The organism is Pseudomonas sp. PA-5-4B (genome assembly GCF_021606215.1).
Taxonomy (GTDB): Bacteria; Pseudomonadota; Gammaproteobacteria; order Pseudomonadales; family Pseudomonadaceae; genus Aquipseudomonas; species Aquipseudomonas edaphica.
The window spans coordinates 136,391-149,996 of record NZ_WKDB01000001.1 but is presented as its reverse complement, the minus strand read 5'-3'; the positions used below and the strand labels follow the sequence as shown (position 1 = coordinate 149,996).

The window sequence follows — 13,606 nt, the reverse complement described above, 5'->3', positions numbered from 1 at the left end:
TTATCCTCGGATCGCCCAGAAGGCCAGGTTCAAGCCCGGGAACTGCCCGGCGATATGGAAGGCAAACCCGCCGGAGTTGTTCAGTTGCTGCCAGTGCTCGCTGCCACGGTCCAGCTCGTAATAGGTGCTGCCTGCGTGGTACGGGATCTGGCGTGGCGCAACCGGCAACGGCAGCAGGCCGATACCTGGCAATTGCAGGTTGACCATGTCGCGGATGTGCTCCACGGAGCCGACTTTGCTCTGCTGACCGAAGCGGGCGCGCAGGGTTTCGCCGGGCACGTCGGCGCGTACCACGAGGATGAAACTGGCGCTGTCGAGCAGGGTTTTGTCGGCGAGCATGGCCACGTGGATGCCATAGGCTTTTTCCACAATCGGGATCGGCGTGGCTTTGCTGTCGATCAGCATCGACAAGGCTTCACGCAACGCTGCCATCACCGGGGCGAAGCTCAGGGCCAGGTCATCATGTTGGTATTGCGGGTATTCCTGCGGGCGCCGGCCCGTGGTGGAAAACGTGGCGAACTCACCCGCCAGGCTCACCAGCTCGCTGAAAAACCGCTCAGGGTGCAGCGGGCTTAACTGGCTCAAATGCTGGATCAGTGGCTGCGCGCGGTTGACCAATTGCAGCAGCATGAAGTCGGCAATTTCCGAAGCGCCACCCGCACCCGAGGCGACCACGCGGCCCGCCAGGGCTTCGCCGCGCTGGTGCAGCAGGCCGAGCAGTTCACTGCGAAAGGCGGTGAGTGGTTTGCTCGCGGCCACGTCCAAAACCGGTGGGATATACGTGTCGTCGAGCACCAATGCACGGTCGGCACGCTTTTCCTTGATGCGCACCAGGCCGATGGCGGCGTAGTCACTGATGCCATCCTGCGCGGTCAACAGGCGCAGCGCTCGGGAACCCACAGCCACTGGCGCGCGGTTTTCAAACGGCGCGTTATCGTCGCGCACTTCGCGCACCTGGCTGACGTACCGTGCCGCTTCCAGCGCTTCGCCTTCATCCACCGTGTCTCGCGCACCGGCGCGCTTGAGCGGCAAGGCCAGGTACACCAGGCCGTCGCGCAGGTTGTCGTCGATATTCAGCGGGCTCGGCGCCAGATCATCCTGGGGAATATTGAACGGCGTGCCGTCGGGCAACAGGCCACGCGCCGACACGATCGCCAGCTTGCCCTGGGCCAGCAGGCCCTGATCAATAAGCAACTCGGAAAAGCCCCAGGCACCGGCGGACAACGGTCGGCTGCGCGCGTCGATGAGGTTTTCCAGGTAACGGTCATGCTGCTGGAAGTGCTGCGTTCCGATGAACATGCCTTCCGACCAGACCACGCGATTGTTCCAGGACATGGGGGCTCCGAGGGTTTTATTGGGCAGGGCTGGATGGGGGAACCACGACGTCGGCGCGTACGGCGCGCACATCGAGGCTGATCTGATATTCGGTGTATTGGCGCGCCGGAACCGTGAGCACCGTGCGCCATTGCGCGCGGTCCAGCTCGCGATAGCCCACCAACAAGCCGATCTGGCGTGTGGAAGGGTCAAGGTCGCGCTGGATGCTCAGTTGCTGGCCGGGTTGGATCATCACTTCATCCTGGTCCAGCAGGTCCAGGCCAAGGGTGGATTGCGCGCGATCGGCCAAGGCGAAGTAGTCGGAGCGACTGAAGGTGGCGGCGTTTTTCAGTTCGAAAATGCGCACCCGCACCGGAGCAGCCTGGCCGTTGGCGCCGGGGTTTAGCCCGGCAATGGCGTGAAAGTGCAGCTCGACTGCGGCAGTGCCCGCTTCGGCTTCAGCGGTAACCTCGGGTTTGACCGCGTCCTTGGCACACGCCGTCAGCAACAGCGCGGTGGCGGCTGCGAGTAAAAACCTGGGAATCATCCTGCGTCCTCAATGACGTACTTAGCTATCCGTTTTATCCATTATTGCGGCGCGTTTTAGCGTCGCTGTCGTGCGCTGTGTTCTTCGTATGCTCGGCTGAATTCGCGACCGAACAGGTCCTGGAAATCTTCCTGGGCCTCACGGGAAATATTGCTGTAGAGCTCGGTGAACTGCTGCCAGTACTGCGCCTGGCGCGAGCCGTTGAACAGGCTCGACAGCCCGGCGGGCTTGCCCATGCGCTCTTCCAGCTGTGCCGGTTCAAAACGCGTGAGCAGGTGTTTGATCGCCGCTTCCACACCGGCCATTACTGCCAGTTGGTGAGCGCGCAGGTCGTCGAAACTCTCGCGCACGGCGACGTCCGGCGCCATAAACGCTTGGTTGCCATGACGAAGCAGCAGCAGCAAGGCTTCGTCAGCATTCGGCGCAAATTTCAACGGATTGTTTTCAGCCGGCTGGATCATCGTCTGCTGCATGCGGAACTCGCCCTTGAGGCTCGCGCGGGCACGCAACACGTCGATCAGGCCTTCGACCATAAGGCGGTAGCTGCGGCCGATGCTTTCCATTTGTGCTTCGGCTTGAGCCTTGTCGAGGCGCAATTGGTCCAGCCCGGCGCCGCGCAGGAAGGCTTGCAGCAAGTCGGGCTGTTGGGTGATGGCCGGGGCGGTTGGCTGGACGACCGGCGCTGCTGGCGGTTCAGGTGGTGCAACCGGCTGTGGCGCTGCAACAACGGGCGCGGGCGTGTCGCCGAACAAATCCCAGTCTTCAGGAATAACCGAGCCCGACACCACGGGTTGCTCGACCACAGGCACCGCGACCGGCGTTGGCGGACGAAAATCGTGCTGCTCGCTGGGTACGTGGTCCGCCACAGTTGGCGGCGGCACGGTGGTCGGAGTGAGGAAGTCGAACAGGTCCGGCAGCGTGTCCATCGACGAGGCGCCCTGGAACTGCGGCGCGATCACAGGTGCAGGTGCAGGCTTGTTCGCCACCGCGCCCATCAGCGCTTCAAAACTGTTCGGCGAATCGCCGCTGAACGGCTGGCTATCAAGCGCCTGCACGTTGAAGTCGATACGTGCCTGGATCTCGTAATCGCCGATGCGGATCAACTCGCCATCCTGCAACGGCTCGCTGTTCCCTCTACGCATTCGGATGCCGGCGTTAACCAGCTCCACTCCGTTCGTACTGTTATCGGTTAGGTAGTAACGGCCATCTTTGTATTGAATAACGCAATGTTGCGAGGAGACTAACCGCTCTGGGTCAGGCAGTACCCAGTCATTGTCGGAATTGCGGCCAATAGCCATCACGCCCTGATCCATGGACTTTTCAGGGCATTGCCCAGGGGTAATCTTGTGATAACTAGTGATAGTCAAACACAGCGACATCTTGCCTCCTTGCTGATACATCGCGCGCGGCCTATTCCAAGGGAGGGCGCTTCCCGCAAGCGCCCTGCCAAGTCGTGCAAACGACCGTAAAATCTGCTTTTGTCAGCATGATTGCTGATCTTAACCGGCTTCTGTGACAAAAACCCTGTCCTGGGCCGCCGTCAGACCCGTCAGTCGCGCAGTGTGTTAAACACCGCACATCTGTCACAGAGGGCGAGTAGCTTACCTTGACAACGCGTAACTACTACACCAAAAATGCACAACTTCTTGAACATAAGTGATGGCGCAATAGTGGCGCACTGAGTATATGACCAAGAAAACATGCAAAGTTCATTGCGTAACTTATGCATGCATTGCCCGCCGTCTAACGGGCTGATAAGGAGATCGAATCAAGTGGATGTGCCGTTGCTGCTCGCCGCCGTTTCCGCGACTTCGCCCTGTGGTGAAGACATGGAATATGACGCGCAATTCCTTCAATTGGAACGTGACGCCAAGGGCCAACCCGAGCGCAGCATGGGCGACTCGATCCTGCCCGCCGAACCACCGCAATGGCGCAGCATCCAGCAGCAAAGCCTCGACTTGTTGCAACGCAGCAAAGACCTGCGCATCACCCATTTCCTGTTGCAAAGCTCCCTCGCCCTCCAGGGTGTGGCCGGGCTTGCCGAAGTCCTTACGTTGATCAACGCGCTGCTGCGCGAATACTGGGCCGACCTGTACCCGCGCCTGGATGCCGACGACGATAACGACCCCACCGTGCGCATCAACGCCCTGTCCGGCTTGACCAGCGACGCGACCATTCGCTTGCTGCGCGAGAGCATCCTCACGCGCTCGCGCACGTTTGGGCCAGTGAGCCTGCGCGCGGCGCTCAACGCCAGCGGCCTGTCGAACTTCCCGGATGAACAACTCGGCGCCCAGCAACTCAACGCCGCGTTCCTCGACAGTGACTCCGAACAACTGCAAGCCACGCGCGACGCCTTGAGTGCCGCGCGTGCCGCCTGCGAGGCCATCGAACAACAGGTCAGCGACCAGGTCGGCTCGGCCCAGGGCGTGGACCTGAGCCTGCTGAAGCAACCGCTCAAGCAGGCGCTGCAGATCCTCAATCAAGCCGTACCCGACCCTGCAGGCAGCAGCGAACCCGAGGCTGTCAGTGAAGACAATGCCCCCTCGGTCGATTTCGCCGCCGCCCCCGCAGCACCGCGCCCAACGGGCGACATCGCCACCCGCGATGACGTGCTGCGCAGCCTCGACAAGATCCTTGCGTACTACACCCGGCACGAGCCTTCGAGCCCGCTGCCGGTGCTGTTGAACCGGGCGAAGCATCTGGTGCACGCCGACTTTGCGGCCATCGTGCGCAATCTGATCCCCGACGGCATGTCCCAATTTGAAAACCTGCGCGGCCCGGAAAGCGAATAAGCCGCCGGACTGTGCAGTAACAACACCGTCGCTCAAGCGACCAGGAGCAGCAACGTGGCGAAGCAAAGTTCTCAGAAATTCATCGCGCGCAACCGTGCGCCTCGAGTGCAGATCGAGTACGACGTCGAGCTTTACGGCGCCGAGAAAAAGGTCCAGTTGCCCTTCGTGATGGGCGTGATGGCCGACCTCGCCGGCAAGCCTGCCGAGCCGCTGGCGCCTGTGGCTGATCGCAAGTTCCTTGAGGTAGACGTCGATAACTTCGACTCACGTCTCAAGGCCATGCAGCCACGCGTAGCCTTCCACGTACCGAATGAGCTGACCGGCGAAGGCAACCTGAGCCTGGACATCACCTTCGAAAGCATGGACGACTTCAGCCCGGCCGCTGTGGCCCGCAAAGTCGATTCCCTCAAGCAACTGCTCGAAGCCCGCACCCAGTTGGCCAACCTGCTGACCTACATGGACGGCAAGACCGGCGCTGAAGAAATCATCATGAAGGCGATCAAGGACCCGGCACTGCTTCAGGCACTTGCCAGCGCGCCTAAGCCAGCAGGGGACCAGTAATCATGACCGACAATACCGCCCGCGAAGGCAGCCAGATCCTGGGTGCTACCGAAGAAGCCAGCGAGTTCGCCAACCTGCTGCTGCAAGAATTCAAACCCAAGACCGAGCGTGCCCGCGAAGCCGTGGAAACTGCCGTGCGTACCCTGGCCGAACAGGCTCTGGCGCAGACGGACCTGGTCTCCAATGACGCGATCAAATCGATCGAATCGATCATCGCCGCCATCGACGCCAAGCTCACCGCCCAGGTCAACCAGATCATCCACCACCCGGATTTCCAGCAGCTGGAAAGCGCCTGGCGTGGCCTGCACTACCTGGTCAACAACACCGAAAGCGACGAGCAACTGAAGATTCGCGTGCTCAATATCGCCAAACCTGAACTGCACAAGACCCTGAAGAAATTCAAGGGCACGGCGTGGGACCAGAGCCCGATCTTCAAGAAGATGTACGAAGAAGAATACGGCCAGTTCGGCGGCGAACCGTACGGTTGCCTGGTGGGCGATTACTACTTCGACCAGTCTCCACCGGACGTCGAGCTGCTGGGTGAGTTGTCGAAGGTCTGCGCCGCCATGCACGCGCCATTCATTGCCGCTGCTTCGCCCACCGTGATGGGCATGGGTTCGTGGCAGGAACTGTCGAACCCGCGCGACCTGACCAAGATTTTCACCACCCCGGAATACGCTGGCTGGCGCTCGCTGCGTGAATCGGAAGACTCGCGCTACATCGGCCTGACCATGCCGCGCTTCCTGGCGCGCCTGCCGTATGGCGCCAAAACCGACCCGGTGGAAGCCTTCGCCTTCGAAGAAAACACCGACGGCGCCGACAGCTCCAAGTACACCTGGGCCAACGCCGCCTACGCGATGGCGGTGAACATCAACCGCTCGTTCAAACACTACGGCTGGTGCTCGCGCATCCGTGGCGTGGAATCCGGCGGTGAAGTGGAAAACCTCCCGGCCCATACGTTCCCTACCGATGACGGTGGCGTGGACATGAAGTGCCCGACCGAAATCGCCATCAGCGACCGCCGTGAAGCGGAGTTGGCGAAGAACGGTTTCATGCCGCTGCTGCACAAGAAAAACACCGACTTCGCCGCGTTCATCGGCGCCCAGTCGTTGCAGAAACCGGCCGAATACGACGACCCGGACGCCACCGCCAACGCCAACCTGGCCGCGCGCCTGCCGTACCTGTTCGCCACCTGCCGCTTCGCCCACTACTTGAAGTGCATCGTGCGCGACAAGATCGGTTCCTTCAAAGAGAAGGACGAGATGCAGCGTTGGTTGCAGGACTGGATCCTCAACTACGTCGACGGCGACCCTGCGCACTCCACCGAAACCACCAAGGCCCAGCACCCGTTGGCCGCCGCCGAGGTGATCGTGGAAGACGTCGAAGGCAACCCGGGTTACTACAACTCCAAGTTCTACCTGCGCCCGCACTACCAGCTCGAAGGGCTGACCGTGTCGTTGCGCCTGGTATCGAAACTGCCTTCGGCAAAAAGCGCATAACTAATGGTAGGACCGGCTCTTCTGTGGGAGCCGGGCTTGCCCGCGATGCAGGCACCTCGGTTTGTCAGTCAGACCGCGGTGATGCAATCGCAGGCAAGCCAGCTCCCACAGAACAGCATTGCCCCTTTGGGCATCACCAAATTCAGTGGCCCGTGCCACACAGGGAGAAAACATGGCTGTTGATATTTTCATCAAGATCGGCGACATCAAGGGCGAGTCCATGGACAAGGCCCACAAGGACGAAATCGACGTGCTGAACTGGAGCTGGGGCATGGCCCAGTCCGGCAACATGCATGTGGGCGGCGGTGGCGGCGCGGGCAAGGTGAATATCCAGGACCTGTCACTGACCAAGTACGTCGACAAGGCTTCGCCCAACCTGATGATGCACTGCGCCAGCGGCAAGCACATCGACAAGGTCAAGCTGACCGTGCGCAAGGCCGGCGGCGAAAGCCAGGTCGAGTACATGGTGATCAACCTGGAAGAAGTGCTGGTCACGTCCCTGAGCACCGGCGGCTCGGGCACCGATGATCGCCTGACCGAAAACGTCACCCTGAACTTTGCCCAGGTGATGGTCGACTACCAGCCGCAGAAAGCCGACGGCACCAAAGACGGCGGCGCGATCAAGTTTGGCTGGAACATCCGTTCCAACACCAAGCGCTGATAGCCCTGGCGGCCGCAGCACCTCGCTGCGGCCCCTGGCACCTTGTCCCTCTCTTAGCCCGTCCGTGGAGCTGCTTTGGTGGTAACTGAAATCGCTTCCCGCGACCGTCTGCAACCGTCCCTGCTGGACCGGCTGACCGACGATGACCCGACCAACCTCAAGGAAAGCGCCGACAAACGCGTGCTGTCCCTGACCCAATTAAAAGCCTCGGTGCTGCGTGACCTGGCGTGGTTGCTTAACACCACGTCGCTCCTCGACGCCGATGCCACGTTGCACACCCCGGCTGGCACATCGGTGGTCAATTACGGCCTGCCTGCGCTGGCGGGCAACAGCGTTTCCAGTGTGGATATCAAAGCCCTGGAAGCCCTGATCTACCAGGCGATTGCCACTTTTGAACCACGTATTTTGCGCCACACGCTGCGCGTAAAAGCCCGCGTGGGCCATGGCGAGATGAACCACAACGCGCTGAGTTTCGAGATTGAAGGCGACCTGTGGGCGCAGCCGGTGCCGTTGCGCCTGCTGCTGCAAACCGACCTCGATCTGGAGTCCGGGCATGTGCGTGTGGTCAATGCCGACCAGCGGAGGCGCCCATGAACCCGCGCCTGCTGGAGCTGTACAACCAGGAACTGCACCACGTGCGCGAAAGCGCCGCCGAGTTCGCCAAGGAATACCCGAAGATCGCCAGTCGGCTGACGTTGTCCGGCATGGACTGCGCCGACCCGTACGTCGAACGCTTGCTCGAAGGCTTTGCCTACCTGACTGCCCGGGTGCAGCTCAAGCTCGACGCCGAGTACCCGACCTTCACCCATAACCTGCTGGAAATCGCCTACCCGCACTACCTCGCGCCCACGCCGTCGATGACCGTGGTGCAAATGCAGACCGACCCCGACGAAGGCTCGCTGGCCAGTGGTTTCCTATTGCCGCGCGACACAGTGTTGCGCGCCGCCTTGGGCCGCGAAACCCAGACCTGCTGCGAGTACCGCACCGCGCACCCGGTGACGCTGTGGCCGTTGCAAGTCAGTAATGCTGAGTACTTCGGCAACCCCGCCGCTGTGTTGGGACGCCTGGCCGCCAGCGAGCCCAAAGCCAAAGCCGGCCTGCGCCTGACTCTGCGCACCGGCGCCGAATTACCCTTCAACAGCCTCGACCTCGATAACCTGCCGCTGTACCTCAGCGGTGCCGATGAGCAGCCGTTTCGGCTCTACGAACAGTTACTCGGCAACGCCTGCGCCGTGTTTGCTCGCAAACCCGGTGGTGATTGGGTCGAGCGCCTGCCGCAAGACGCGCTGCGCTCCCGTGGTTTTGACGATGCCGATGCGGCCATGCCGGTGGTGGCGCGCGCGTTTCAGGGTTATCGGCTACTGCAGGAATACTTCGCCCTGCCCCACCGCTTCCTGTTCGTTGAATTCGCGCAGCTGAGCCGTGCGGTGAAACGCTGCGACGGCCAGGAGTTGGAGCTGATCGTGCTGTTCGACCGTCACGAGCCGAGCCTGGAAGGCAGCGTCGGCGCGGCCCAGTTCATGCCGTTCTGCACGCCGGCGATCAACTTGTTTCCCAAACGCGTGGACCGCATTCACCTGTCGGACCGTGTCAACGAACACCATGTCATCGCCGACCGCACGCGGCCGATGGATTTCGAAATTCACTCGTTGAGCGGCATCACCGGCCATGGCACTGGGCCGGAGCAGCCGTTCCTGCCGTTCTATGCGGTGCGTGATCCATCGCGTTATGGCCGCGACCAGGCGTACTACACCCTGCGCCGTGAACCTCGCGTGTTGTCCAGCGACCAACGCCGTAACGGCCCGCGCTCTACCTATGTGGGCAGCGAAACCTTTGTCAGCCTGGTCGACAGCCAGCAAGCGCCGTACCGCCATGATTTGCGCCAGCTCGGCGTGACCGCGCTGTGTACCAACCGCGATTTGCCGCTGTTCATGAGCGTGGGCAACGGCAAGACCGACTTCACCTTGGCCGACAGCGCGCCGGTGTTGTCGGTGCGCTGCGTGGCCGGGCCGAGTCGTCCGCGTGCCAGCCATGCCCATGACGCCAAGGCCTGGCGCCTGATCAGCCAGCTGTCGCTCAACTACCTGTCGCTGAGCGAACAAGGCCAGGGCGCCGGCGCCTTGCGCGAACTGTTGCGCTTGTATGGCGACAGCAACGACGCGGCGCTGCAATTACAGATCGAAGGTTTGCGTGAGGTCAGCAGCAAAGCGGTGACCCGGCGCCTGCCGATGCCCGGCCCGATCGTGTTTGGGCGCGGTCTGGAAATCACCCTGGAATTCGATGAAAACGCGTTTCGCGGCACCGGGGTGTTCCTGCTCGGTGCGGTGCTGGAACGCTTCCTGGCACGTTATGTGTCGATCAACAGCTTTACCGAGACGGTGATCCGTACCACCGAACGCGGCGAGATCATGCGATGGAAAGCCAAGCCCGGTCGACGTCCGACCCTGTGAACACACTGGATGCGATGCATCAGGAGCCCTGGGAATACGATTTCTTCCAGGCGCTGCGACGTATCGAGTGCGAATCGCCAGCGCTGCCGCGCCTGGGCCATTCCCTGCGCCTGGCCGATGACCCGCTGCGCCTGGGGCAGCAGGCGGACTGCACCTTCGCACCGGCCACATTGGCCTCGGTCGACCCTGGCGGCGATGGCAAACCAGCGCGGCTGGAGCAATTCTTTTTCGGCCTCGGCGGCCCCAACGGCCCGTTGCCGCTGCATATCACCGAGTACGTGCGCGAACGCCAGCGCAACAACGCCGACAGCACCAGCAAACAGTTTTTGGATGTGTTCCACCATCGCCTGCTCAGCCTGTTTTACCGGGCCTGGGCCGAGGCGCGACCGACCGTCAGCCACGACCGCCCGGATGATGACTACTGGTCCGCGCGCCTCGCAGCGCTGTGTGGTCGAGGCATGCCGAGCCTGCTCAACCAGGGGTTGATTCCGGATACCGCGAAGCTGCACTACAGCGGTCACCTGTCGGCGCAAACCCGCTACCCGGACGGCTTGAAGGCCATTCTCAGCGAGTACTTCGGCCTGCCGGTAGAGATTGAAGAATACGTCGGCCAGTGGCTGGAACTGCCAGAGCGCAGCCGCGTGAGTGTCAGCGCCAACCAGTTGGGCGTGGACTTTTGCCTGGGCAGCCATGTGTGGGATCGCCAGCATAAATTCCGCATCCGCCTCGGCCCGCTCAAGCTGGACGATTACATGGGCATGCTGCCCGGCAGCCAGCCGTTCAACGAGCTGGTGGCGTGGGTGGCCGAGTACCTGGGCCATGAACTGGACTGGGACTTGAACCTGGTTTTGCAACAACCCGAAGTCCCAAAGCTGCAACTTAATGGCCAATTCCGCCTGGGCTTCAACACTTGGCTCGGCCAACCCGAGCATGACGCCAACGACCTAATCCTGGCCCGGCATTACGCCGATCACGCCACTACCTCAAGGAATCCAGAGCATGGGTGAAATCAGTCGCGCCGCACTGTTCGGCAAACTCAACAGCGTGGCCTACAAGGCCATCGAAGCCGCCACCGTGTTCTGCAAACTGCGGGGCAACCCGTATGTGGAACTGGCCCACTGGTTTCACCAGTTGCTGCAACTGCAGGACTCGGACCTGCACCGCATCATCCGCCAGTTCAACGTGGAGCCGGCGCGCCTGGCCCGTGACCTGACCGAAGCGCTGGACCGCTTGCCGCGTGGTTCGACGTCGATCACCGACTTGTCGTCGCATGTGGAAGAAGCCGTAGAGCGCGGCTGGGTCTACGGCAGCCTGATGTTCGGCGAAAGCCAGGTGCGTACCGGCTACCTGGTGCTGGGTATCCTGAAGACACCGAGCCTGCGCCATGCGCTGCTGGGCTTGTCCGCCGAGTTCGACAAGATCAAACCCGAAGCCTTGAGCGAGCGTTTTGACGAATACGTCGGCGACTCACCGGAGAATGCGTTGAGCGCCAGCGATGGCTTCAACGCCGGCGTACCTGGCGAAGCCAGCGGTGCCATGGCGCCGAGTGCGATGGGCAAGCAGGAAGCGCTCAAGCGCTTCACCGTCGACCTGACCGAACAAGCGCGCAGTGGCAAACTCGACCCGATCGTGGGGCGTGATGAAGAGATCCGCCAACTGGTGGACATCCTGATGCGTCGACGTCAGAACAATCCGATCCTCACTGGCGAAGCCGGCGTGGGCAAGACCGCTGTAGTCGAAGGGTTCGCCCTGCGCATCGTCGCCGGTGACGTGCCGCCTGCGCTCAAGGATGTGGAACTGCGCAGCCTCGACGTGGGCCTGCTGCAAGCCGGTGCCAGCATGAAGGGCGAGTTCGAACAGCGCCTGCGCCAGGTCATCGAAGACGTGCAGGCTTCGCCCAAGCCGATCATTCTGTTTATCGACGAAGCCCACACCCTGGTAGGTGCCGGTGGCGCCGCCGGGACTGGCGATGCCGCCAACCTGCTCAAGCCTGCACTGGCCCGTGGCACCTTGCGTACCGTAGCCGCCACGACCTGGGCCGAGTACAAAAAACACATCGAGAAAGACCCCGCGCTGACCCGCCGCTTCCAGGTGGTACAGGTGGCCGAGCCGTCGGAAGACAAAGCGCTGCTGATGATGCGCGGCGTGGCCTCGACCATGGAGAAACACCATCAGGTGCAGATCCTCGATGAAGCGCTGGAAGCCTCGGTGAAACTGTCGCATCGCTATATTCCGGCGCGCCAGTTGCCGGATAAATCCGTGAGCTTGTTGGACACCGCCTGCGCCCGCGTCGCCATCAGCTTGCATGCGGTCCCGGCCGAGGTGGACGACAGCCGCCGTCGCATCGAAGCGCTGGAAACCGAGCTGCAAATCATCGCCCGCGAGCATGCCATCGGTATCGCCATTGGTGCGCGTCAAACCAATAGCGAAACCTTGCTGAGCGCCGAACGTGAGCGCCTGGCGACTCTGGAAAGCCGCTGGGCCGAAGAAAAAACCCTGGTTGATGAGCTATTGGCAACTCGCGCGACCTTGCGCGAAAAAGCTGGCGTGGTAGACAGCGGCAACGATGAGTTGCGCGCCCAACTGCTCGACCTGCAACAACGCCTCACTGCGCTGCAAGGCGAAACCCCGCTGATCTTGCCGACCGTGGATTACCAGGCCGTGGCCTCGGTGGTCGCCGACTGGACCGGCATCCCGGTGGGCCGCATGGCGCGCAACGAGTTGGAGACAGTGCTCAACCTCGACCAGCACCTGAAGAAACGCATCATCGGCCAGGACCATGCCTTGCAGATGATCGCCAAGCGCATCCAGACCTCCCGCGCCGGGCTCGATAACCCAAGCAAGCCGATTGGCGTGTTCATGCTCGCCGGCACCTCGGGTGTGGGCAAGACCGAAACCGCCCTGGCCCTGGCCGAAGCCATGTACGGCGGTGAGCAGAACGTCATCACCATCAACATGAGCGAGTTCCAGGAAGCCCACACCGTGTCCACACTCAAGGGCGCGCCGCCGGGTTATATCGGCTACGGCGAAGGCGGCGTGCTGACCGAAGCGGTGCGGCGCAAACCCTACAGCGTGGTGCTGCTGGACGAGGTGGAAAAAGCCCACCCGGACGTGCACGAGATCTTCTTCCAGGTGTTCGACAAGGGCGTGATGGAGGACGGCGAAGGCCGGGTGATCGACTTCAAGAACACCCTGATCCTGCTGACCACCAACGCCGGTACCGAGCTGATTTCCCACGTGTGCAAAGACCCGGCGAACATCCCGGAGCCGGAAGAAATCGCCAAGGCGCTGCGCCAACCGCTGCTGGAGATTTTTCCGCCGGCACTGCTGGGCCGTCTGGTGACGATTCCGTATTACCCGCTGAGCGACGAAATGCTCAAGGCGATTACCCGCCTGCAACTGGGCCGCATCAAAAAGCGCGTGGAGAACACCCACAAAGTCGCCTTCGATTACGACGACGCTGTGGTCGATTTGATCGTCTCGCGCTGCACCGAAACCGAAAGTGGCGGGCGCATGATCGACACCATTCTCACCAACAGCCTGCTGCCGGACATGAGCCGTGAGTTTCTTACGCGCATGCTCGAAGGCAAGGCACTGGCGGGTGTGCGTATCAGCAGCCGGGATAATGAATTGCACTACGACTTCAGCGATTGACCTGACGAAACGCAATTCAACTGTGGGATTGGGCTTGTGTGGGAGCTGGCTTGCCTGCGATAGCATCACCTCAGTGCGCCTGCCACACCGAGGTGCCTGCATCGCGGGCAAGCCCGGCTCCCACACAA

Annotated in this window: 11 protein-coding genes; 8 read left to right on the top strand and 3 right to left on the bottom strand. The window is 61.9% G+C overall.

All coding sequences use genetic code 11. The annotated features are described in order from the left end of the window. The 3 genes from tssK to tagH are packed head-to-tail and all read right to left on the bottom strand — an operon-like array spanning position 1 to position 3,240. Positions 1-1,335, bottom strand: coding sequence for a type VI secretion system baseplate subunit TssK (tssK, locus tag GIW28_RS00650; protein ID WP_138450366.1), 1,335 nt, complete (start codon positions 1,333-1,335; stop codon positions 1-3). Positions 1,336-1,351: 16 nt separating this feature from the next. After that, the gene (tssJ, locus tag GIW28_RS00645) at positions 1,352-1,861 is read right to left on the bottom strand and encodes a type VI secretion system lipoprotein TssJ (RefSeq protein WP_017135826.1); all 510 of its coding nucleotides are present in this window, start codon (positions 1,859-1,861) and stop codon (positions 1,352-1,354) included. Positions 1,862-1,917: 56 nt separating this feature from the next. Continuing rightward, positions 1,918-3,240 carry a type VI secretion system-associated FHA domain protein TagH gene (gene tagH, locus GIW28_RS00640; protein ID WP_017135825.1) on the bottom strand — a complete coding sequence of 441 codons (1,323 nt, stop codon included), beginning with the start codon at positions 3,238-3,240 and terminating at the stop codon, positions 1,918-1,920. A gap of 393 nt (positions 3,241-3,633) precedes the next feature. Between tagH and tssA the strand changes: the two genes are divergently transcribed. The 8 genes from tssA to tssH all read left to right on the top strand — a co-directional run bounded on the left by tssA (position 3,634) and on the right by tssH (position 13,478). Beyond that, the gene (gene tssA, locus GIW28_RS00635) at positions 3,634-4,653 is read left to right on the top strand and encodes a type VI secretion system protein TssA (protein WP_177034709.1); all 1,020 of its coding nucleotides are present in this window, start codon (positions 3,634-3,636) and stop codon (positions 4,651-4,653) included. Between the two features lie 54 nt (positions 4,654-4,707). Next, the gene (gene tssB, locus GIW28_RS00630; protein ID WP_017135823.1) at positions 4,708-5,214 is read left to right on the top strand and encodes a type VI secretion system contractile sheath small subunit; all 507 of its coding nucleotides are present in this window, start codon (positions 4,708-4,710) and stop codon (positions 5,212-5,214) included. 2 nt (positions 5,215-5,216) lie between these two features. Next, positions 5,217-6,713: a type VI secretion system contractile sheath large subunit gene (gene tssC / locus GIW28_RS00625; RefSeq protein WP_017135822.1), complete on the top strand. Its 1,497-nt coding sequence runs from the start codon at positions 5,217-5,219 to the stop codon at positions 6,711-6,713. Between the two features lie 172 nt (positions 6,714-6,885). Next, positions 6,886-7,374, top strand: coding sequence for an Hcp family type VI secretion system effector (locus GIW28_RS00620; protein WP_005792512.1), 489 nt, complete (start codon positions 6,886-6,888; stop codon positions 7,372-7,374). Positions 7,375-7,452: 78 nt separating this feature from the next. Further along, the gene (gene tssE / locus GIW28_RS00615; RefSeq protein ID WP_026013585.1) at positions 7,453-7,968 is read left to right on the top strand and encodes a type VI secretion system baseplate subunit TssE; all 516 of its coding nucleotides are present in this window, start codon (positions 7,453-7,455) and stop codon (positions 7,966-7,968) included. Continuing rightward, a complete protein-coding gene (gene tssF, locus GIW28_RS00610) occupies positions 7,965-9,824 on the top strand; it encodes a type VI secretion system baseplate subunit TssF (RefSeq protein ID WP_099550248.1) in 1,860 nt (619 codons plus the stop codon). Before tssE ends, tssF begins: the two co-directional genes overlap by 4 nt. Next, entirely contained in the window at positions 9,788-10,831 is a 1,044-nt protein-coding gene (tssG, locus tag GIW28_RS00605) for a type VI secretion system baseplate subunit TssG (RefSeq protein ID WP_017135819.1), read from the top strand. Before tssF ends, tssG begins: the two co-directional genes overlap by 37 nt. Further along, positions 10,824-13,478: a type VI secretion system ATPase TssH gene (gene tssH / locus GIW28_RS00600; protein WP_169988091.1), complete on the top strand. Its 2,655-nt coding sequence runs from the start codon at positions 10,824-10,826 to the stop codon at positions 13,476-13,478. Before tssG ends, tssH begins: the two co-directional genes overlap by 8 nt. Positions 13,479-13,606: the final 128 nt, after the last annotated feature.